The organism is Pseudomonas fluorescens (assembly GCF_018614775.1).
Lineage (GTDB): Bacteria > Pseudomonadota > Gammaproteobacteria > Pseudomonadales > Pseudomonadaceae > Aquipseudomonas > Aquipseudomonas fluorescens_BY.
Genome location: NZ_JAGGOF010000007.1, coordinates 29,621 through 50,295, shown reverse-complemented (window position 1 = coordinate 50,295; position 20,675 = coordinate 29,621). Strand labels below are relative to the sequence as shown.

General features: G+C 61.3%; 18 protein-coding genes. 1 reads left to right on the top strand and 17 read right to left on the bottom strand.

Annotation, left to right across the window (positions count from 1 at the left end; genetic code table 11):
- Positions 1 to 46: 46 nt before the first annotated feature.
- The 4 genes from hldE to J7E36_RS01810 form a co-directional block, all read right to left on the bottom strand.
- Positions 47 to 1,468: a bifunctional D-glycero-beta-D-manno-heptose-7-phosphate kinase/D-glycero-beta-D-manno-heptose 1-phosphate adenylyltransferase HldE gene (gene hldE / locus J7E36_RS01825; protein ID WP_214999315.1), complete on the bottom strand. Its 1,422-nt coding sequence runs from the start codon at positions 1,466 to 1,468 to the stop codon at positions 47 to 49.
- A 121-nt stretch (positions 1,469 to 1,589) separates the two neighbouring features.
- Positions 1,590 to 2,195 (bottom strand): adenylyl-sulfate kinase, encoded by a 606-nt coding sequence (gene cysC, locus J7E36_RS01820; protein ID WP_214999313.1) that lies wholly within the window; start codon positions 2,193 to 2,195, stop codon positions 1,590 to 1,592.
- A gap of 123 nt (positions 2,196 to 2,318) precedes the next feature.
- Entirely contained in the window at positions 2,319 to 4,124 is a 1,806-nt protein-coding gene (msbA, locus tag J7E36_RS01815) for a lipid A export permease/ATP-binding protein MsbA (protein ID WP_214999311.1), read from the bottom strand.
- Between the two features lie 15 nt (positions 4,125 to 4,139).
- Positions 4,140 to 5,312: an O-antigen ligase family protein gene (locus tag J7E36_RS01810; RefSeq protein ID WP_214999309.1), complete on the bottom strand. Its 1,173-nt coding sequence runs from the start codon at positions 5,310 to 5,312 to the stop codon at positions 4,140 to 4,142.
- Positions 5,313 to 5,419: 107 nt separating this feature from the next.
- On the opposite strand from J7E36_RS01810, the gene J7E36_RS01805 reads away from it, so the two are divergent.
- Complete coding sequence (locus J7E36_RS01805) at positions 5,420 to 6,028, top strand: toluene tolerance protein (RefSeq protein WP_214999307.1); 609 nt, start codon at positions 5,420 to 5,422, stop codon at positions 6,026 to 6,028.
- Here J7E36_RS01805 and J7E36_RS01800 read toward each other — a convergent pair.
- From J7E36_RS01800 to waaC, 13 genes are all read right to left on the bottom strand, one after another.
- The gene (locus J7E36_RS01800) at positions 6,011 to 7,117 is read right to left on the bottom strand and encodes a glycosyltransferase (RefSeq protein ID WP_214999305.1); all 1,107 of its coding nucleotides are present in this window, start codon (positions 7,115 to 7,117) and stop codon (positions 6,011 to 6,013) included. The two genes, J7E36_RS01805 and J7E36_RS01800, sit on opposite strands and share 18 nt — an antisense overlap.
- A 240-nt stretch (positions 7,118 to 7,357) precedes the next feature.
- Entirely contained in the window at positions 7,358 to 8,314 is a 957-nt protein-coding gene (locus J7E36_RS01795) for a glycosyltransferase family protein (RefSeq protein WP_214999303.1), read from the bottom strand.
- Positions 8,315 to 8,397: 83 nt separating this feature from the next.
- Complete coding sequence (locus tag J7E36_RS01790; protein ID WP_214999301.1) at positions 8,398 to 9,801, bottom strand: PIG-L deacetylase family protein; 1,404 nt, start codon at positions 9,799 to 9,801, stop codon at positions 8,398 to 8,400.
- An 8-nt stretch (positions 9,802 to 9,809) separates the two neighbouring features.
- Positions 9,810 to 10,706 carry an antimicrobial resistance protein Mig-14 gene (locus tag J7E36_RS01785; protein ID WP_214999299.1) on the bottom strand — a complete coding sequence of 299 codons (897 nt, stop codon included), beginning with the start codon at positions 10,704 to 10,706 and terminating at the stop codon, positions 9,810 to 9,812.
- Complete coding sequence (locus J7E36_RS01780; protein ID WP_214999297.1) at positions 10,706 to 11,836, bottom strand: glycosyltransferase; 1,131 nt, start codon at positions 11,834 to 11,836, stop codon at positions 10,706 to 10,708. The genes J7E36_RS01785 and J7E36_RS01780 overlap by 1 nt, the downstream gene beginning before the upstream one ends.
- Complete coding sequence (locus J7E36_RS01775) at positions 11,820 to 13,577, bottom strand: carbamoyltransferase family protein (RefSeq protein ID WP_214999295.1); 1,758 nt, start codon at positions 13,575 to 13,577, stop codon at positions 11,820 to 11,822. The genes J7E36_RS01780 and J7E36_RS01775 overlap by 17 nt, the downstream gene beginning before the upstream one ends.
- Positions 13,578 to 13,822: 245 nt before the next feature.
- Positions 13,823 to 14,695: a DUF3800 domain-containing protein gene (locus J7E36_RS01770; protein WP_214999293.1), complete on the bottom strand. Its 873-nt coding sequence runs from the start codon at positions 14,693 to 14,695 to the stop codon at positions 13,823 to 13,825.
- 71 nt (positions 14,696 to 14,766) lie between these two features.
- Complete coding sequence (locus J7E36_RS01765) at positions 14,767 to 16,206, bottom strand: lipopolysaccharide kinase InaA family protein (RefSeq protein WP_214999291.1); 1,440 nt, start codon at positions 16,204 to 16,206, stop codon at positions 14,767 to 14,769.
- Positions 16,206 to 16,958: a lipopolysaccharide kinase InaA family protein gene (locus J7E36_RS01760; protein ID WP_214999289.1), complete on the bottom strand. Its 753-nt coding sequence runs from the start codon at positions 16,956 to 16,958 to the stop codon at positions 16,206 to 16,208. Before J7E36_RS01760 ends, J7E36_RS01765 begins: the two co-directional genes overlap by 1 nt.
- Positions 16,955 to 17,689, bottom strand: a complete 735-nt coding sequence (locus J7E36_RS01755; RefSeq protein WP_214999288.1) for a lipopolysaccharide kinase InaA family protein — start codon at positions 17,687 to 17,689, stop codon at positions 16,955 to 16,957. The genes J7E36_RS01760 and J7E36_RS01755 overlap by 4 nt, the downstream gene beginning before the upstream one ends.
- Positions 17,689 to 18,495: a lipopolysaccharide core heptose(I) kinase RfaP gene (gene rfaP / locus J7E36_RS01750; RefSeq protein WP_214999286.1), complete on the bottom strand. Its 807-nt coding sequence runs from the start codon at positions 18,493 to 18,495 to the stop codon at positions 17,689 to 17,691. Before rfaP ends, J7E36_RS01755 begins: the two co-directional genes overlap by 1 nt.
- Complete coding sequence (locus J7E36_RS01745) at positions 18,492 to 19,616, bottom strand: glycosyltransferase family 4 protein (protein ID WP_214999284.1); 1,125 nt, start codon at positions 19,614 to 19,616, stop codon at positions 18,492 to 18,494. Before J7E36_RS01745 ends, rfaP begins: the two co-directional genes overlap by 4 nt.
- The gene (gene waaC, locus J7E36_RS01740) at positions 19,616 to 20,674 is read right to left on the bottom strand and encodes a lipopolysaccharide heptosyltransferase I (protein ID WP_214999282.1); all 1,059 of its coding nucleotides are present in this window, start codon (positions 20,672 to 20,674) and stop codon (positions 19,616 to 19,618) included. Before waaC ends, J7E36_RS01745 begins: the two co-directional genes overlap by 1 nt.
- Position 20,675 lies beyond the last annotated feature (1 nt).

Sequence of the window (20,675 nt, the reverse complement as noted above, 5' to 3'; positions counted from 1 at the left end):
TGAGACGCAAGGCTTGCTCCCACGGTTTACACCTGCGAAGCACACCTCAGTTATTGCGGATCTTCTCGACAATGGCCGTCGTCGAACTGTTTTCTACCAACCCCAGTACCTTCACGGTGCCGCCGTAGGCCGTGACGATGTCCGCGCCCACGACCTGATCGATCCCATAGTCACCGCCCTTGACCAGCACATCCGGCTTGACCTGGCGCAGCAGGTTTTCCGGCGTGCCTTCGCTGAAACTGATCACCCAGTCCACCGCGCCAAGGCCGGCCAGGACCGCCATGCGCCGGTCCACGCTGTTGATCGGACGGCCCGGCCCTTTGAGACGGCTCACGGAAGCATCGTCATTGACCGCCACGATCAGGCGGTCGCCCTGGGCCCTGGCCTGCTCGAGGTAGGTCACGTGGCCCGCGTGAAGAATATCGAAGCAACCGTTGGTGAAGACGATCCGCTCGTTGTGGGCACGGGCGTCGTCAACAGCCAGCAGCAGTTGTTCCAGGCCCAGCACACCCCGCTCGGAACCTTCCTCACGCTGGATGGCGCGACGCAGTTCCGGGGCGCTGATAGCCGCGGTACCCAGCTTGCCGACGACGATGCCGGCCGCCAGGTTCGCCAGAGCCACCGCATGGGGCAACTCCTCGCCAGCCGCAATGGCGGCGGCCAGGGTGGAAATCACGGTGTCGCCAGCGCCCGTCACGTCGAACACTTCACGGGCCCGGGCCGGCAGGTGCAACGCGGGGTGATCGGGGCGCAGCAGGGTCATGCCGTGCTCGCCACGGGTCACCAGCAAGGCGCCGAGATCGAGGTCCTGCATCAACTGGGCGCCTTTGCTCACCAGCTCGTGTTCATCGACGCAGCCGCCGACGATGGTTTCGAACTCGCTGAGGTTCGGTGTGATCAGACTGGCGCCACGGTAGATGGAAAAGTCCTTGCCCTTGGGATCCGCCAGGACCGGGATACCACGGGCACGGGCTGCCTGGATCAGCGCCTGGTGGTTTTTCAACGCACCTTTGCCGTAGTCCGACAACACCAGCACCTTGACCCCCTCAAGCAGGTTTTCGACTTCCCCGCCGAAGGCCAGGGGATCGGTGGCAAATGGTTCCTCGAAGTCGATCCGCAGCAGTTGCTGGTGACGGCTCATGACCCGCAGCTTGACGATGGTCGGTTGGTGCGCGATACGCTGAAAAATCGCCCGCACGCCCGCGCCCTTGAGGCTGTTGGTCAGGCTGTCGGCGGCCTCGTCGTCGCCAGTCACCCCCACCAGGGAGGCCGGCGCGCCGAGGGCGGCGATGTTCAGGGCAACGTTGGCGGCACCGCCTGGGCGATCCTCGATGTTCTCGACCTTGACCACCGGTACCGGGGCCTCCGGGGAAATCCGTGAGGTACCGCCATGCCAGTAGCGGTCGAGCATGACATCGCCGACCACCAATACAGGGGCTTGATCGAATCGCGGCATGGACAACTTCATGGAGCATCCCACATACAAAATGAACAGGGGCGCGATATTAGCACAGGGTTGGCGAAGGCTTGCCCATGGCTGTGTGCCACTGTTTTTTTCGCAAACAGGCTCGCGCCCGCATTGCCAGTGCCTAACGCAGCAATGCCAATATCAGCTCACAGGCCTGGGTCAGCTCAATCTCGCTGGTATCGATCTGGCAGGCCGGCGCCAGGGGCGCTTCGTAAGGGCTGTCGAGCCCGGTGAAGTTCTTGATCCGCCCGGCGCGCGCTTCGCGATACAGCCCCTTGGGGTCACGCTGGGCACAGACTTCCAGAGGTGTGCTGACGTAGACCTCCACGAAGGTCCCCTCGGGAAACAGTTGCCGGGCCGCCTCCCGGTCAGCCCGAAACGGTGAGATGGCCGCAACGATGACGATCAGGCCCGCATCGACCATCAAGCGCGCGACCTCGCCAATGCGCCGGATATTTTCCGTGCGCGACTCGGCATCCATGCCCAGGCCTCGGCACAACCCCTGGCGCAGGTTGTCGCCATCGAGCAAGGCCGTATGCAGGCCTTGCTGGTGGAGCTGCACTTCCAAGGCATTGGCCAGGGTCGACTTGCCGGCCCCCGACAGCCCGGTCAGCCAGATGCAGCGTGGGCGCTGGGCCTTGAGCGCTGCACGATGCACGGGCGTCAGCGCCAGCGTGCAAGGGTCTATCTGCACCTGTTGTTGCGATGCCTTTGACGTCTCATTCATAACCGAGCATTCCCGTAGTCCGGTGGGTACACCCGCCGCACCGGGCGACGGGCCCGCACCGAGCATAGTTCCCTTAAGGGCAACGCAGCGCGTTGCCATTCCCTGCGGAAGCGGGCCCTGAGGTCAGGCAATATTATGGGCGGGGGCGTCCAGGCCCATGGCGTGAAGTCGCGCGTAGTAACCGTTCTGCGCCAGGAGTTCGCCGTGGGTGCCCCGTTCGACGATACGGCCCTGATCCATTACCAGGATCATGTCGGCTTTTTCGATGGTCGACAGCCGGTGGGCAATGACCAGGGTTGTACGGCCCTTCATGACCTGGTCCAACGCGGCCTGGATGTGCCGCTCAGACTCGGTGTCCAGCGCAGAGGTTGCCTCGTCGAGGATCAGCAGTGGAGCGTTCTTCAACAGTGCCCGCGCGATCGCCAGGCGCTGGCGCTGGCCACCGGACAGCAGCACGCCGTTCTCACCCACTTCCGTGTCCAGGCCGTTCGGCAATTGGGCAATGAAGTCCATGGCGTAGGCATCCCGGGCCGCCTTTTCGATGTCTGCCCGTGGCGCACCAGCCAGGTCACCGTAGGCGATGTTGTTGGCTACCGTGTCATTGAACAACGTGACGTGCTGAGTCACCTGGGCGACATGGCGGCGCAGGTTGCGCAAGCGATAGTCTTCGATTTCCACGTCGTCGAGCAGGATCTGGCCGACCTCATGGTGATAGAAGCGCGGAATAAGGCTTGCCAGGGTCGACTTGCCGCTGCCCGACCTGCCTACCAGCGCAATCATCTGCCCGGGCGCCGCCGTGAAGCTGATGTCCTTGAGCACCTCGCGATCGGCTCCCGGGTAGGTGAAGCTCAGGTTACGCACATCCAGGCGACCGCTGACACGCTCCTGCTCGACCGTGCCGGTGTCGACTTCCTGCTCGACATCCAGTTGCTCGAAGATGCTTTCGGCGCCGGCTACACCTTTCTGGATAGTCGAGCTGACTTCCGAGAGCTGGCGAATCGGCTTGGGCAGCAAGCCTGCGGCCGTGATGTATGCCACCAGGTCACCCGCCGTCGCGTCGCCGCGCAGAAACAGCACCAGGAACATCAGGGCGGCCATGGCGGTATAGATCACCAGTTGCAACATCGGCGTGTAGACCGCGCCGGTGCGAGTCATGCGCAACTGTTTATCGGTATTGCCCTGGCTGGCGCGGGCGAAGCGCTCCTGCTCGTAAGCTTCGCCGCCAAAGCTGCGCACCACGCGGTAGCCCTGGATAGTCTCGGAAGCCACGTGAGTCACGTCACCCATGGCCACTTGGATCTTTTTGCTTTGCTTGCGAAATTTCTTGCTGGTGCTACTGACCATGACCGCGATCAGCGGCAGGATTGCCAGCATCACCAGCGTTAACTTCCAGTTCATCCATACCAGGTAGGCGAAGAGGAATACAACGGTGAGGCCTTCGCGGATCACCACTTTAATGGCATCGGTGGCGGCACCGGTGACCATCGTCACGTTGAACGTGATGCGCGAAATCAGGTGCCCGGAGTTGTGGGTATCGAAATAACGGTTAGGCAGCACCAGCAACTTGTTGAACAACTCGATCCGCAGGTCGTGAACCAGCCCCAAGGAAACCCTGGCCAGGTAGTAGTTGCCCAGGAACGAGCCCAGGCCCTGCCAGGCTGCGATCAGAATGATCAGCAGCGGCACTGCCATCAGCAACCTCAAGTCCTTGAGGTACGGCACGGTCGGAAAGAGCACCGCATCGGGGTTGCTCAAGCCGTCGACGAAATATTTGAGAATCCCCGCCAGCATGGGCTGGGTGGAGGCAAATATCACGAAACCCACGATACTCAGCAGGAAAATGCCCGCGTAGGGTTTGACGTATCCCAGCAACCGAAAATAGATCTTCAGGCTGGAATCCTGTTCCGCATGGGGCGGTGCGTCACTCATCGTCGGGCTCACTGGTTAGGAAGAACGCGGAATTTTATCACAGCCACCGGACTTGGCCCGCGACCAGGTCAAAACGCTGGCCAGGCCAATGGGTAACCAACTGATGAACCATTCGGCGCGTGGCGTACCGGTCAGGCTCGCGGCGTCGAACTGCATCGCCAGGAACGAAAACACCCACATACCCAGCACGCCCTGGCCCAACAAGCTTTCCCGGACCCGCCAGGCTTCGCGCAGCACGGCGAACCAGACGATGCACCACAGCAGCAGGCCTGGCAGCCCGAGTTGAATGGCGACATGGCTGAACAGGTTATGGGCATGATCGAAAACGAGTCCCTGGGCAGGCACCCGGTAGTCACTCCCCACCCCGAGCCCCCCCCATGGATGCTCAGCGATCATGTGCAGGCTGGATATGAAAATCTCGGGCCGATAGGACGAGCCGCGGGCCATCACCAAGGGTTCGAGGAGCCAGAAGACTAGCATCGCCAGTACCAGGGCCGTAGCGGCGATGACCCGAGCTCGCCGGGCGCGGCAGTAAATCGGCATGGCCAGGATACTGAGCAATAAGGCCAGCGCCGCACCGCGACTCTGGCTCATCACCACAAACACTCCCAACAGTGCCACGGCCACGGCCCAAAGCACCTGCAGCCCGACATGACGCGGCACCCAGTGCAGCATCCAGATGGCGGCCAAGCCGATAACGTATGCGCCGAGAATGGGATGGGACAACTCTCCCAACCCTTCCAGGCGTGCATCCCATGGATTGTGCTTGAGGCCGTAGAACTGGACGATGGCCATCAGGGAAGTGAGCGCAAGCCCCAGCCCTCCCCATTGCATGAAGCGAACCATCCGCTCGGGCTTGCCGTCGGCAAAAATCGGGAAAAACAACAGAAACACCAAGATATAGAGCAGCCGCTTGACTTCACGAGCCAACTCCGCAGACTCGGCCCAGAGCAGGCTGATCAACATCCAGGCCATCAACGCCAGCAATGCCGCGCAAATCAAGCGCTGTGCACGCCACAGTTCGACAAATCGATGCCGGGCTGGCCAGGCGAAAATCATTGCAGGCAACCAGACAAATGCAACCAGCCCCTGTTGATAGACTTTGTTGGAGGGTGCCAGGGCTATCGCCAGCAAAAACCATAACATGCCAAGGGCCATCCATCCCTGCGCCCAACGTGTTGTCTGCATCTATTGCTCCTAAACGGTCTGCCAGCCAAAGCGGCATGGTTAAAACATGAACTTTTGGGCATCATGGCCCGCCACGGCACCGGTTCTTTCAACAAGGTTTCCCTACCATGCAATCCTCACGGCTTCCCCAAGCCGCTTTGAATCAAATGATTGAAGGCGCCAGCATTCTGGAGGCCGACAGCTACGGCCCAAAAGTCTATCTGCTGCAGGATGGGAATATTCTCAAATTGTTCCGTCGCAAGCGGCTTTTTTCTTCGGCTCTTTTACGGCCGTATTCATCGCGATTCATCGCCAATGCGATCCGCCTGCAGAAACTCGGTGTGCCGACCCTCCAGGTGCTGGCATCCTACACCCTGCCAAAACCAGGTATGACTGCCGTACTTTACCGGCCCCTGCCGGGCAAAACCCTGCGGCAACTATCGACCCAGGAAAACTTCAGTTGGCAGCAGACCCTCCCGGCGCTAGTCGAACTGATCCGCAGGCTGCATGCCAGCGGTATCTATTTCCGCTCGCTGCATCTGGGTAACATCGTCGTTACACCCGAAAACCAATTAGGGTTGATCGATGTGGCGGACATGCGCTTCTTGCGCTCGCCACTGCCACGCTACCTGGCCCGTCGCAACGTGCAGCATTTCGCGCGGTATATTGCCCGGGAGAACCTGAACGGGAGCTTTCCAATGCAGGCATTGGAAAATGCCCTATTGATGGCTGCCTGAAATCAATTGCCGAGCAGCCTGGCTGAAACTCAGCCAGGCTTCATCAGGCGCCAGCGCCTGGTATTGGGCTGCAGCGACCGTGTCGACCCGGACCTGCGCAGCCCGCGTGATCGCTTCGCTCCAGCCCCCTTCATCATTTATCGGCGCGTACCAGCCGGTGTCGCCCAATTGCTCACGAAAGACCGAGAGCTCGCTTGCCAATACCGGCGTTCCAGCCAGTACCGCTTCCTGGAGAGTCAGCCCGAGGCCTTCGTCCAGGGACGGGATCAGAACCCAGTCAAACGCTCTGTAGAGCCTGGCGACATCCTCCAGATGTCCGGTGAGCAACACCTTGCCAGCCAGATCTGGCTGGGCAATCCGCCGCTGTAGGGTTTCGCGTCTCGGCCCCTCGCCAACAATCACCAGGCGCCAGTCAGGGTGGCCGACGGCCGCCCGGCCAAATGCCTCGAGCAAACTGGCAAACCCCTTGTTTTTCACCAACCGCCCTACGGCACCGAAGACCCGTTCCCCAGCGCACGACAACCCCAGCCGGGCGCGCGCCTCTTCACGAGACAGGAGCGCAGATTGGAAGGTCGCTGGGTCGAAGGCGCTACGTAGTGCAGTCACCGGGATGTCCAACTCATCCTGAAGCGTCATTGCCAGGGTCTCGGACACCGCAGCCAGGGTCAGGCGTGAAGCAGGAAACCCCCGCAGCAGCGCACGGACTGCAGCGTGGAGACGTGTCGCACCGTGGAAGATCACCACCACACGGATCCGCGGCATACCCTTGAGAACCGGTAACAAGGCCCGGGCCACGCCAACACCGTCGAGCAACACCACCTGGGCATCGCTGTCGAGCAGCGCCTGACGGAAGCGTTTGTGCATCAAGGGTTTGAACAGGCGCCAGATATGGCGACCCTTGAGCCGCGCGGACGTCAGATTCCACTCACGCGCAGGCCCTACATCGACCTGGCAGGCAGCCGCCGAGCCCTGCAAGAGCCAAGTCTTGACGGGCATCGCCGGCTCCATCCGCGAGAGAATCTGATGATGAACTTTGTGTATCGAGGCAAACGGTGCACCGCCCGCCCACATGACATTGATAATGCTCATCAAGCAGGAAACCTTTTATCGCGGACCGGGATCCGAGCGTCGCGGCATTCAGTCATCGATAAGCCAGCCAATACAGACTCCGAGCAAGGGAATCGGGACAGACTGACTTGCTCGCGACGCCGGCGGCGTGCCTTGCGTTAACGCTCTGCGGGCACTCCATGTGAACCCCGAATCCGGTGTACGAAACAGCATCCCCTTCCGGCATGACCGCCGTCAAGTTCAACTGCTGCACAGTTCCTGTCAAACGCCCAGCCTCAGGCGCAATTTTTCCAGCAGGCTCAGCGGTGCGCAAGGTCGCAGGGTGGGCTCCAGTGCTTCGACAATCTTCTGCCCGATACGTGCAAAGCTGAACTGCGCCAGTGCCAGCGCTTGGCCGTTGCGCGCAACACTGTGCGCCAAGTCGGGGTCTGCGCGCAGCCGGGAAAGTTTTTCCTGAAGTTGCGGGATGTCCCGGTACAACACCACGTTGTGCATGTCCTGCAGCCCCAACGCCCGCGCTTCGTCAACGCCTTGATCGAACGCCAGCAAGACACAACCACAGGCCATGGCTTCGAAGTTCTTGATCATGAATTCGCCCATACCGACATCGGCACTGACAAAAAAGCGGATGCGATTGAGGGTCTCGCAGTACTCTTCACCGGACTTGGTCCGTGTCACGACCAACGGCTCTACGCGCCCCAGCTCATCGAGCAACGCCTTGCGGCCGCTGTAAGCGACGCTGTTGGTGCTGCCGACGAAGGCCAGCTCGATATCCCGCTCGCGCCCCTGATCCTGCAATAGCGCCTGATCGTACCCCTTGGGCACGAACACCGCATCGAAACCTTCGCCGCGCAGGCGCTCGGTCACCATGAAGCCGGAACTGATCACGCGCGCCCAAGGCAGGCGCCGGTAATGCGCGCTGAATTTGCCGGTGTATTTGCAGGGGATGTAGTTCTGATAGGCATCGTGTTCGAGGATCACCAGGTTGGGGATCGTGCGAATGAAGCCAACCTGGCGGATTTCCTGCTTGAAGCGCAGGAAAAATATGATCCGGTCATAACGCGATACGTCCACGTGGCGTCGGAAATATCCCCGCAGGTTGCGTTGTTCCTGGCTATCGAGCCAGCGCAAATCGCACTCGCAATGAGCGGCCACGCCTTCGTAGAGTCGGTCCAGAATGGCCCGTTGTTCCTTCTGCACCAGAAATAGAACTTTCATCGTCTTCCTTGCGACAGCGAACGATTGATGGATTACCGGAGGCTTCTTGTGCCGTAGCGCACAGATACCCCGCCTTGGCCCCCCTACAGCCGCCAGAACAATTCATGGCGACGCACGGCCTTTCGAAAGAACTCGTTTTCGCCATACGCGGAACTCTTGCGCCCGGCCAGCACACGCTGAAGGCCGCGCCGCACACGGCGCTTGAACGGCGCCCGCGGTTGCAGGTCATGCATCATGCCCAACGCCATGGCCTTGTCGCGCTGGCCCGCCAGCGCCAACGGCAGGCTGACGGGATGCATCGGCAGGGCCGGGCCGAAACACGGCGGCAGCGCAATGCCCGCGCCGGCATCGCCCATGGGCCAGCGATCATTGTCGTGCAGATGGTTGGCGTAGCCCAACAACAGGGTGGGTTGCCATTCCAGGCCTTCGAGGGCCTGCATGACGGCGTGATGGGCACAGAGATGATCGGGGTGTGGGTCAAGGGTCGGGTGCGGCAATACAATGACCTCGGGACGCGCCCTGAGCAACAGCTCGCGCAGGTCGGCCAGAAGGTTGTTCCAGGTCGGTGCGCCATCGGCATCGCCGGGCAGGGTAAACGGATTGAGCTGGCGGAACAGCCTGGTATCGCTCAGGTCCGCCTCACGCGACCCCTGGGGCTGGCCGGGCACGGCTCGCATGGCCGCCAGTTGCAGGCAGAAGTACCCCAACTGCACGCAATGGGCTTGTGGTACCCCGGCCCAACGTGGCACCGCGATGCTGTCCCAGGCCCGCAAACGACCCTTGAGCCGCGCGGCCTCGACACGATCCAGCCCCATCTGCTGATAATGTTCGGCTTCAACTTCTCCTGCCGTCAGCGTCACGATCCAGGCTTCGTCAGCCCCGCTGTATAGCCCATAAGCGGCCAGTTCCGCGTCGTCGGCGTGGGGCGCGATAACCATCACGCGCCGATGCTGCACCTCGGGCGGCGTGAAAGACCAGAGTGTCGGCTCGCCCGACAAACGACAGAATCGTCCGCGCAGGTACAGCTCGCCGCGGGACAGCGCAGGGCCCTGCTCGCTGAGGTTCAGGTAGCGCAGACCATTGACGCCCCGTTCGAAGGTTTGCCGATCCGGGCAATCACCGCCCAACAGCTCGACGGCCGGGTCGATGAAACGCCCCAGCCAGGTGCTCCTGACTCGCAAGGCGAGGACCAGCGTCGCGCCGTCGTCCAGGATCACGCCTTCGTCCAGCTGCAGCCGCCCGGCATTCAAATGCACCTTGGGTAGCTGGGTGAACGGCGGGAAGTTGTACTGATAGTCGTCACCGGGCGAATAAAACAGATGATCGGCGAACCACGCTTCATGGGCGACCCAGCCCAGTGCCGCCAGCACCAATGGCAGCCACCAGGCCACCAGCACGCCAAGCAGGACCAGCACCACGAGGGCAAGCAACAATCCAACGCGCTTGTTGCGACGATGGCGCTTGAGCAACTGCTGCTTGCGACTCATCGGTGGGTTCATACGGTAAATACCGGCACGGGGTTGCACCAACGGTCCTTGTATTCCCGGTCCGCTCGACCAAAGGAAAAACGTAGCGGCTTTCCGGCGGCACGGGCATGTTCCCAGGCGCTTTGGGTGTTGAGAAAGCTCAATACACTCCCAGGGCTGAATTCGCGAGTTTGCGGATCGACGCCGCCATTGATGTACTCGACGCTGATCCACTCGGGCGCTTCGACGCGATACACCAGTTGAATGGCGATCGGCGCATCGTTGAGGAAGATCACCGAACCGATCAGCCACTCGCGCAGCAATTCGATCACCTCGCCCATGCGCTCGGCACCAGTGGCCGCAAAGCCCCAGCGACGCTGAAACAGGTCGCAGTAGATCGAGGCCAGTTCCGCACTGGAAAACCCTTCAATCGGCCGCACCACCCCGCCTGCCTCTTCCAGCAAGCGCAGCTCACGGCGCTGGTTGTAGCGAAACTTCTTGGACAGCTCTTCCGGCGTTCGCGCCATGGCCAGCTGTTCCTGCTGCAACTTCAGGCCGCTGAAACGGCCTTCGTTGAGTACGGACAGGTAGCGTGCTCGATGTCGCAGGGGGGCCTGGGCATCCGGCGCCGCCGGTAGAATCAGCTCGGCATTGCCCAGGTCAAACAAGCCTTTTTTGCCGTTGCGCTTGAGCACGTCCTTGGACAGCGCCAAGTCTTGGCCCCAGGTCGCGATAGCAGCCTTGAGGTCACCATTGTGCTCAAAAGCCAGGTAACGCACCGGAATTCCGGCCAGCCCTGCCAGCCGCTCAACCACTTGTGGGTGGGTGGCGACACTACCGCCATAACGCTGCCAGGCCCGGGCATATATAGACGCATCTACAGCTGTCCAGCCGCGCTCGCGCCAGCCTTGAAATCGGTTGAGCATCAGGTCCTCGACGCCAGTTCGGTAACTTGAGGCAAGCGCCAGAATGCGTCGCGTACAGCACGATCAGAGAAACGCTCGCGCAAACGGTCGAGCATCAGTTCGGCACATTGGCGACGCTGCAGATCGTCCATGGCCGCCAGGTGCTGTAAACCCTGGGCCATGTGTTCGGCGTCGCCCAGCGGGAACAGGATACCCACCCCTTCGACCACCTCCTTCGCACCACCGCAGGCCGTGGCCAGCAACGGTACGCCGGCGGCCATGGCTTCGAGCAGGACCATGCCGAACGGCTCATGGTCGGAACTCAGGACGAACACATCGAACGCGCGGAAATAGCGGCGCGCCTCGGCCACCTGGCCCAGAAACAGCACACGGTCGGCGATGCCCAACTCCAGCGCCAGCTCCCGGAGGTCCTGTTCCAGACGACCCTTGCCGAGAATCGCCAGTTGGCTGGTGGCCGGCATGTACGCCAGCGCCGCAGCAAAGCCACGCAGCAGCGTGGCCTGATCTTTGTCCGGGTGCAGGCGACCGACATTGCCGACAATCCACGCATCGGCGCTCAGCCCCAGGGTCCGCCGCGCGTCATCCCGAGAAACCAGGCCCGCCTGGGTCACGTCGAGGTCAATGCGGTTGTAGAGGGTCTGGATCCGGCTGGCCGGCCATTTCGGCAAGCAACGGCGCATGTCATCCCGCACTGCCTCGGAAACCCCGAGCAGGCTCAGGCGCTTGCGAAAGACATGGGCGAACAGCCGACGGGTGCGCCGCTGATAGTCGCCGAAGGCATGGTGCACGCCGATCACCGGCAAGCCGGTGCCGAGCAAGGCGATGTAGATGGGTTTGAAGCGATGGGCAATACAGAAGCTAAAATTGCGCGAAGCGGCGATCTTGCGCAGATCGCCGATGGCGCCCAGCTTCAAGCCACGAATGGCGCTGGAGCTGTACTCCATGAACAGCACCTCGTCCGAGGCACAGCCGGCGGCGATTTCAGCATCCGCCGCGCCTGTCAGGAACACCGTGGTCACGCGGTAGCCAGTGCCGGCGAACAGGCTGGCATATTGACGGGCGCAGTCGAGAAACGGCCCGTCATAACCGTGGCAGAACTGCAGCACATGTCGCTCAGCCGAGCGTGTCATAAGCATCCACACCGTCTTTGACCACCAGAATATCTTCCATGATCAAATACTGCAGGTCGGAACCAAAAAACATGTTCAGTGCATCGGTCGGCGAGCAGATCATCGGTTCGCCACGACGGTTGAGCGAGGTATTCAAGGACACGCCGTTGCCGGTCAGGACTTCCAGCGCCTTCATCATGTCGTAGTAGCGCGGGTTGTATTCGCGCTTGAGCACCTGGGCCCGGGACGTGCCGTCTTCATGGACCACTTCCGGCACGCGGGTCTTCCACTCTTCGGCCACTTCGAAAGTAAAGGTCATGAACGGCGCCGGGTGATCGACCTTGATCATCTGCGGGGCAACGGTGTCGAGCATCGACGGGCAGAAAGGCCTCCAGCGCTCGCGGAACTTGATCTGTTCGTTGATGCGATCGGCGACGCCACTGGCGCTCGGACAACCGATGATCGAACGACCGCCCAGGGCCCGCGGACCGAACTCCATGCGCCCCTGGAACCAGGCCACCGGATTGCCGTCGACCATGATCCTGGCAATGCGCTCGGGGGTGTTGTCGATCTTGCGCCACACCGGTTTGCTCGGATGACGGGCGCACGCGGCGATCACGTCTTCGTTGCTGTAGGCCGGGCCGAGGTAGACGTGCTCCATCTTCTCTACCGGCACGCCACGGGCATGGGACACGTAGGCCGCGGCGCCCACCGCTGTGCCGGCATCGCCGGAGGCCGGTTGCACGAACAGTTCCTTGACGTCGTCACGGGCGATGATCTTCTGGTTCAACTTGACGTTCAAGGCACAGCCGCCGGCGAACGCCAGCTTGCCGGTTTCCTTGAGCACGTCGCCCAGGTAATGGTCGATCATTTGCAGCGCGAGTTTCTCGAACAGCGCCTGCATGCTGGCCGCGTAGTGAATGTACGGCTCGTCGGCGATGTCGCCTTCACGTTTCGGGCCCAGCCATTCGATCAGCTTCGGCGAGAAGTAGAAGCCCTTGCCCTTCTCTTTATAGCGACGCAGGCCGATCACGTTGGCGTAGTCGGTGTTGATCACCAGCTCGCCGTTTTCGAACGAAGCCAGGCGCGAGAAATCGTACTTGGTGGCGTCGCCATAGGGCGCCATGCCCATGACCTTGAACTCGCCGTCGAGCATTTCAAAGCCCAGGAACTCGGTGATCGCGCCATACAAGCCGCCGAGGGAGTCCGGGTCGAAGAATTCCTTGATCTTGTGGATCTTGCCGTTTTCGCCATAGCCGAAGAAGGTCGTGGCGTACTCGCCCTTGCCGTCGATGCCCAGGATCGCGGTTTTTTCCTGGAAACCCGAGCAGTGGTAAGCGCTGGAAGCGTGGGCCAGGTGGTGCTCGACCGGCTCGATCTTGATTTTTTTCGGATCGAAGCCCAACTGCTCCAGGCACCAGACGATCTTGCGGCGATAGCGCTTGTAGCGACGGTTTCCCATGAGGATCGCATCGAGGGCACGGTCCGGGGCGTACCAGTAACGCTTGGCGTAGTGCCAGCGCGCTTCGCCGAACAGGCTGATCGGGGCGAACGGAATCGCCACTACGTCGACGTCGGATGGCTTGATGCCGGCCTGTTCCAGACAGAACTTCGCCGACTCATAAGGCATGCGGTTCTTTGCATGTTTATCGCGTACGAAGCGCTCTTCCTCGGCCGCTGCGATCAGCTTGCCGTCAATGTACAGCGCTGCGGAAGGATCATGGCTAAGGGCGCCGGACAGGCCAAGAATCGTCAATGCCACAGGGTCTAGCCTCTTAAGTCTGCATACGGGCGACAAGCGCCGCGAAAAATGGATGTGCCGTTCGCCAAGGCGCAGGGCAGCTAAAGGGCGGGATTATAACGTAAAAGCCACGGTACGCCTCTAGCGGTGAGTGGCGAGGTTGTAGGAGCTACCCTTGCCTATTCATTGACAGCTGATGGCTACGCACATAGACTTCGCGCAAATGGACTGGGGGATCCCGGTCGGCGTCTAAGCCTCGGTGAGTTTCACCGGGGCTTTTCGCTTTCTGAAGGAGGAAAAATTTTCAGTCCCCAGTTTTCGAAACCCTCTCCAGCTTTATCGCGCCCACCACTGCAATAAAATTTCCGCTTAAGCACATCAAATGCCCGATTTTCCTGTCCGGCACGTAGAACACTCATACCGATGGGCCTCGCAACGAGATCGGCCAGCTGAAGGCCCGTAGAATTAACCTGCTTAGTCGCGAAAACAATATCAAAAGGGAGCTGAATCCCCATACGGTTAGTGCCATCACACATACGACGAAACTCTAACTCAAGCTCGTTATCTTCCTTTTTTCCTCTTCGCTCAACAATCACGTGAGTGAGGGCATGCTGCTGGTTCTTTTCTTTTAGGAATTCATAAAGTGTCTCAAGACAGAAACCCAAGGCAACATGGTACGGATTATCCGCGCCGCCTTGTTTGTCACGCAGCCTCTCTTTGTCTATAACGCAACTGATCAGAATAAAATTGCTGGCCTCGATGATGCTGGTCAGCTCATCAAGAAATGCATGCTTGTGCTGCCTGGATACAAACAAATTGGAGAAGGCCCCTTTCTCTTTGCGAATTTCCAGTTCATGCAACCCAATCAAATCATGCCCCATATGATTGAATTTGAATTTCTGCAACGCAGGGATGACCTTTTCGCAATAGTGACGCTTATGGAAAACGCAAAACGCAAGTACAAACATTGGATAGTTCGGATCCAGCGTCTGCATTCCGTGATCGCCACTTTCATCCACATACACGACAAAGTCGCTGAATTTTCCGCTCAGTGCCGACGGTGGATCCTTCCTGTCGGCATCTTCAGCTTCAGTCTCAAAAAGTGAAAATTGCTGAGAAGCCATGGGGCGATCCGACATAGCGTCATGATTCCTTTTCAAGGCGTACTGAGCGCCAGCCCGAACACCTGCAGTGATCCGTTAATGATATCTCACGCCTCTTTGGGCAGCCGCTGATCAACCACCCGATACAACGCACTGTCCTGCGGCCAGTTGCGCATGAACCGTGCGCGATCCCGGGCGTAGGCCGGGGTGAAGCTGGCCTGGGTGCGGTGCTGGCACAGGGAGTCGAGGTCGATCAGCGCCCAGCGGTCGTGCTGCCAGAACAGGTTATGGCCCTTGAGATCGCCGTGGCTGATGCGCTCGCGTATCAGGTCGGCGAACAATCGGTCCAGCGCCAGCAACTCGGGCTCCGGGGCTTCACCGCTTTCAATGTAGGGGGCGAAACGCTCGATGATGTCAGGCCCCGGCAGATACTCGGTCACCAGGTAGGCGCCACGACGCAGCCACAGGAAACGCTTTTCCAGCAACGCCAGGGGCTTGGGCGTGGCAATGCCGAGGAAGGCCAGGCGATGGCCTTCGCGCCAGGAGTGCCAGGCACGGCTGGGGCGCCAGAAGCGCTTGAGCCAATGAGCGAAGTTCTTGATGTTGTAGCGCTTGATCACCAAGGCGCGACCGTTTACCTCGACCTTGCCGACACTCGCCGCGCCGCCGGTCTTGTACAGGTGGCCCTGGTCCAGCAGGGCATCTGCCTGCTCCAGCACCGGCGCCATCGCCGCTTCTTCATCACGCCGGACCGCCCGCAGGCCGAACGCCCCGCGCTGCACGCTGAACAGGCTGCATTCGCGCCCGACCTTTTCCAGGAAGTCCTTCAACCGCCAGGCCTGAACCTTGTCGATCTGCTTTTGCAGCGCCTCCATGGGCAACGCGTGTTCGGCGTTGCCCAGCAGGTAATGCACCAATAGTTCTTCATTGAACGGTTGAAGCGATTTGGGTAGCTGGGCAAAAAAAACGCCGAGGTTTTCCAGCACTTTCTGCCGCGATAACGGCTGGCCCGGGGTTTCGGCGCGAATGCCGGCACCGTCGATCAGATAGAGCTTGCCGTCGTGGCGCAGCAGATTGTCCAGGTGCAAGTCTTCCTGCCAGAGGCCTTTGCCATGCAGTAGTGCAATGGCGCCCAAGGCTTCGGCCAGTACCACAGCCTGTTCGTCGGCCAGCAGCGGCAACTGTTCAACCTGTTTCCAGGCGTCTCCCAGGCTCTCGGCGCCTTCGAGCAACTCAAACAGCAACCAACCGCCCTCGCCGTCCTTCAAGCCGTCGGCCAGCAACAGCGGCGTGGTCAAGCCTTGTTCAGCCAGCAGGCGCACGCCTTGCCGTTCGCGCTGAAAATGCCGGGCCGCCTTGTTACCCACCAACAACTTGGCCAGCACCGGCCGGCCGCGCCAGACGCCTGCGCCGACGTAACGCTGCCCCGGCAGCACCCGCAACAGCGAAAGCAACTGCAACTGCGCCGGGCCGGCGGCATCGGCCAATTCCAGGCTCAGTGGCAGGCTGGGATTGCGGCCGACGCTCTTCAATTCGGACAACTGCATCAACGGGCTCCTTTGTGGCTGCGCCGAGCGCTCAGGCGGCTCATCCAACGGTCGACCAGTTCAGCATCGGGGGGCTGCTCCAGGTAGGTAGACAGCAGTTGACGTACATCGGCATCACTCCAGACCGATGCGCGACGCAGCAACGGCTCGAGATCCTTGACCCGATCGCGCCAGCCGAACAGCAGCGGCCGGGTTTTTTCCAGGTCGATCAATTGCGCCTGATAACCGCTGGCGGTGGCTTGCAGGAAGATGTGCTTTGGATAGAAGCAGCCGTGTACCTGATGCACCCCGTGCAGGCGCCGCGCCAACTGGCCGCAGGCGTTCAGCAGGGTGGTGCGCTGCGCCGGCGTAAGGCTCGGCCAGCGTTGCAGCAGTGAGTCCAGGTCATCCCAGCCATCCAGGGCACGGGTCAGCAGGATCGCCCGCACTTCGCCCTCGATCTTGCGTTGCCCGTAGAACACCGCTTCCAGGGCGGGAATGCCCAACTGCCGATAACGGCTGATGTTGCGAAACTCCCGGGAAAAACTCGGTTCGCCCAAGGGGTGCGACAGCGTCCGCGTCAGGTAATTGCTCTGGCGCTTGAGGTAATAACCCTGGCCTTCCAGGTCCAGCCGGAACACGCTGCTCCAGCCATCGCCCGAGGTATTGGGCTCGTCCACCGCGTCCAGTTGCCGCGCCCATAGCGCCTCAAAGCTGTCCAGGCCATGACGCTGCAACAGCGCACGGTCTTCAGCGGCCAGAAAATCAGTCATTCACGCCCCTCGAAAAATCTCACCACGTGACGGATGCGCTTCTTATCGCGTGCGTCGAGCCGGTCGCACTGGCGGTATTGCAAGTAAAAGCGCAGCCGCTGTGTCGCCGACAGATGATATTTGGCCACTTTATCCAGGCACGCCAAGTCCTTGGTGATACGGTACTTGAGCCAGAAGCCGCTCCAGAAATCCCCGTTCGGGCAGTCGATCAGAAACAGCCGTGACCGGTCGTCGATCAACAGGTTGCGCCACTTCAGATCATTATGGGTAAAGCGGTGGTCGTGCATGGTTCGCGTGTAACCGGCCAATTGCCGGCTTACGCCATCGACCCAGGCGCGGTCGGTCAACCGCGGATCATGACGATCGGCCAAGGCCGAGAGATCTTCGGTCTCCGGCAGCTCGCGGGTGATCATCGCGCCACGGGCGTAGGCAGCCCCGTTGCGCTCCAGGCCCCAGCCAATGATTTCGGCGGTGGGAATACCCCACTTGGCGAAACGCTTGAGGTTCTGCCATTCGGACTTGACCCGCGGCTTGCCCAGGTAGCGGCGCAAACCCTTGCCGGCCCCGACGTAGCGCTTGACGTAATAATTCACGCCACCGCGCTGCACCCGGATGACCTCCGACAACGGATCACGGGTCAACCGCTCCCCTTGCAGGGCAAATACGGCGTCGAGGCTGCCGAAATCCTGCGCCAACTCGGCGTAGGCCGGTTCCAGCGTCCAACCCGACATCAGAGTGCATCCCCGTAGCGCTGCTTGCGGGCATAGAGCTTGCTGGCCTTGCCTTCGAGCCAGCTCAGCAGCGCCGCTTCTTCAGCGAGGATCTGCCGCAGCGGCTGTTGGAAATAGCCCTTGAGGAAGCGCAGTTTGTCGCGCCGGGTCAGACCAATGTCCAGCGCCGAGAAATACAGCGCGGCCAGGTCCTTGTCGCGCCAGCGACGGGTAATGGCCGGGCGGGTCTGGGCGCGGTGCAGGTCGATGACCGAGAGTCTGAAATCCTCTGGGGTGACCGGTTTGTCGGTGTGCAGCAGGAAATGACAGATGTAGCAGTCGCGATGGTTGACCCCCGCGCGGTGCATCATGCCGGTCATGCGCGCCACTTCGGCAATCAGTGCACGCTTGAGGGCCGGTTGCGGCGGCTGCTTGACCCAGTCGATGCTGAAGTCCTCAAGACTGACCGTCGGCGCCAATTCTTCGGTGACGATGAACGAATGCTGGTCTGCCGGGTTGCTGCCTTTTTCACCGTATGCGACAGCGGTCATGGTCGGCACACCGGCTTCGTGCAAGCGCTGAATCGCCGTCCATTCCTGGCCCGCACCCAGGACCGGCAGCTTGGCGGTAAGCAGGTTCTTGAAGATTTCGCCCCAGCCGATGCCACGGTGGATTTTCACGAAAAAGCCGCGACCGTCCACCTCCGTGCGCAAGGTGCGCCGGGCTTCCAGTTCACGATAGACCTCGCCCTGGAGCGCCTCGACTTCGGCGAACGCATCGCGCCCGGCCCACAGGCGCTTGAACGGTTCGGCCAGCATCAGTTTCATTGTGCGTGCTCCGCCAATATCACGTCGGCCGCGTGCTGCGGCATGCTGTAGAGGTCGGCCGTCTCGGCGAAGGCCAGGCCGTTGCGACGCCAGGTCGCCCGCGCATCGGCATCGCTCAACATACGACCCAGGTACTCGGTGAGTTGCGCCTGTTCGAATGGCTCGTCCAGCACCAGGCCGCTGTCGGCTTCGGCGATGTAGTGGGCGTACCCACACACCGCGCTGACCAGCACCGGTAGCCCGGCCACCAGCGCTTCAAGCAATACCGTGCCGGTGTTTTCGTTGTACGCCGGATGGATCAACAGGTCGGCGCCCAACAGGAAACGCGGGATATCACTGCGCCCCTTGAGGAACCGCACGTTGTCTCCGAGCCCCAGCGCGGCACTCTGTAACTGGAATACCTTGGGGTCGTCCTGGCCGATTACAAACAGCCGGGTACGTTTTCTCAATTCGGCGGGCAGCGCGGCCAGGGCCTTGAGGCTGCGATCCACGCCCTTGGTCTTGAACCCGGAGCCGATCTGCACCAGCAGCAGGTCATCGTCGGCCAACTCGAATTCGGCACGGAACGCGGCGCGGATCGCGTCGGCGTCAGCGGGACGCCGACGGTCCTGGGCGATGCCCGGCGGCAGCAGGTGGAAGCGCTCCAGCGGCGTGCCGTAGTGCTTGATGAACAATGGCTGCTGGACTTCGGAGATCATCAAGACCTCAGTCTTGGCGTCCCTGGCGAACACCGCCCGCTCGTACTCGGCGAAATGCCGGTAGCGGCCCCAGCGTCGGTACAGGGAGTTGCGCAAGTTCTGCGCCTTGTCCTCGAAGCAACCATCGGCGGCGTAATACACGTCCAGTCCGGGCATCTTGTTGAAGCCGATCAACCGGTCCACGGGGCGCCTGGCCAGGTCGGCCTCCATCCACGCGCTGAGTTTTTCATTACGCCGGTGGTTGAACAACGCCTTGACCGGTGCCACCAGCACTTCGAAGCCCGGCGGGATATCACCCTCCCAGATCAGCGTGTAGACGCGGATCTGGTGACCGCGCTGCTGGCATTCCAAGGCGATGCGCATAAAGTCACGCTGCAGGCCTCCGAACGGGAAGTACTTGTACAGGACAAAAGCCAATTGCATCAGCGCGGCTCCTCAGCCAATAACGTGCTCAGTTGGCTGGCAACACGCTCGGGGTTCAGACGCGTGAAGCACAGGGGCTGCTCGCGTTTCAGGTCAAACCGACGGGCATCTTCGGCGGTCGGTGGATAAGTGCAGCGTTTTTGCATGCACGGCGCGCAAGGGAAATCGCTGGCCAGATGAACCTGGCTCTTGCCATAGGCACCGGTCAGGATCGGGTTGGTCGGACCCAGCAGTGAAAGGGTCGGCACGTCCAGGGCCGCGGCCAGATGACCGAGGCCGGTGTCCACCGCCACGCAGGCCTGGGCACCGGCGAGCACCTTGCCCATGCCGCCCAGGTTCAGCTTCGGCAACACTTCGACGTTGCGCAGGCCTTTGGCAATGCGCTCGGCCCGGGCTTTCTCCAGCGGGCTGCCCCATGGCAGCTTCACCACCACGCCGAGCTGCCCCATGCGCTCGGTGAGCTGGCGCCAGTACAACTCGGGCCAGTGCTTGGATTCCCACGTTGTGCCATGCAGGAACACCACATAAGGGTACTTGCGCGGCAATTCAACCAGGCGATCGACATTCAGGCCGTAGCTGCCCAGGGTCCGGGGCAGGTCATACCCCAGTGCCACGGCGAACAACTGCCGCACGCGCTCCACCGCGTGCTGGCCACCGGCTACCGCCAGGCGGCGGGAATAAAAGCGCGCGGCGATGGGCTCGCGGGCCGAATGTTTATCCAGGCCGGCGACCGGGGCCTTGACGTAACGGGTCAGCCAGGCGCTTTTCAGCAGGCCCTGGGCATCGATCACCAGATCATACTTTTCGGCGCGCAGGCTTTGCTTGAAGCGTCGCCACTCGCCGCTCCTGATGGTCTGCCAGAGGTTCTTGCGCCAGCGACGGATCGCCACCGGGATGACCTTGCCCACGGCCGGGTGCCAGGTCGGGATCTCGGCGAAGCCTTCTTCCACCACCCAATCGAATTTGATCCCGGGGATCGCTCGCGCCGCGTCGGTCAGGGCCGGCAGCGTGTGGACCACATCCCCTAGCGAAGAAGTCTTGATCAGCAATACCCGCAAG

Excerpts from the sequence above, each read along its gene's own strand:
- msbA (WP_214999311.1), bottom strand. The coding sequence starts at position 4,124 with ATGAGTGACGCACCGCCCCATGCGGAACAGGATTCCAGCCTGAAGATC.
- J7E36_RS01805 (WP_214999307.1), top strand. The coding sequence starts at position 5,420 with ATGCAATCCTCACGGCTTCCCCAAGCCGCTTTGAATCAAATGATTGAA.
- J7E36_RS01765 (WP_214999291.1), bottom strand. The coding sequence starts at position 16,206 with ATGCAGTTGTCCGAATTGAAGAGCGTCGGCCGCAATCCCAGCCTGCCA.
- J7E36_RS01790 (WP_214999301.1), bottom strand. The coding sequence starts at position 9,801 with ATGAGTCGCAAGCAGCAGTTGCTCAAGCGCCATCGTCGCAACAAGCGC.
- J7E36_RS01810 (WP_214999309.1), bottom strand. The coding sequence starts at position 5,312 with ATGCAGACAACACGTTGGGCGCAGGGATGGATGGCCCTTGGCATGTTA.
- J7E36_RS01755 (WP_214999288.1), bottom strand. The coding sequence starts at position 17,689 with ATGTCGGGTTGGACGCTGGAACCGGCCTACGCCGAGTTGGCGCAGGAT.
- J7E36_RS01770 (WP_214999293.1), bottom strand. The coding sequence starts at position 14,695 with ATGTCGGATCGCCCCATGGCTTCTCAGCAATTTTCACTTTTTGAGACT.
- J7E36_RS01800 (WP_214999305.1), bottom strand. The coding sequence starts at position 7,117 with ATGAGCATTATCAATGTCATGTGGGCGGGCGGTGCACCGTTTGCCTCG.
- hldE (WP_214999315.1), bottom strand. The coding sequence starts at position 1,468 with ATGAAGTTGTCCATGCCGCGATTCGATCAAGCCCCTGTATTGGTGGTC.
- J7E36_RS01785 (WP_214999299.1), bottom strand. The coding sequence starts at position 10,706 with ATGCTCAACCGATTTCAAGGCTGGCGCGAGCGCGGCTGGACAGCTGTA.
- rfaP (WP_214999286.1), bottom strand. The coding sequence starts at position 18,495 with ATGAAACTGATGCTGGCCGAACCGTTCAAGCGCCTGTGGGCCGGGCGC.
- J7E36_RS01780 (WP_214999297.1), bottom strand. The coding sequence starts at position 11,836 with ATGACACGCTCGGCTGAGCGACATGTGCTGCAGTTCTGCCACGGTTAT.
- cysC (WP_214999313.1), bottom strand. The coding sequence starts at position 2,195 with ATGAATGAGACGTCAAAGGCATCGCAACAACAGGTGCAGATAGACCCT.
- J7E36_RS01745 (WP_214999284.1), bottom strand. The coding sequence starts at position 19,616 with ATGCAATTGGCTTTTGTCCTGTACAAGTACTTCCCGTTCGGAGGCCTG.
- J7E36_RS01795 (WP_214999303.1), bottom strand. The coding sequence starts at position 8,314 with ATGAAAGTTCTATTTCTGGTGCAGAAGGAACAACGGGCCATTCTGGAC.
- J7E36_RS01760 (WP_214999289.1), bottom strand. The coding sequence starts at position 16,958 with ATGACTGATTTTCTGGCCGCTGAAGACCGTGCGCTGTTGCAGCGTCAT.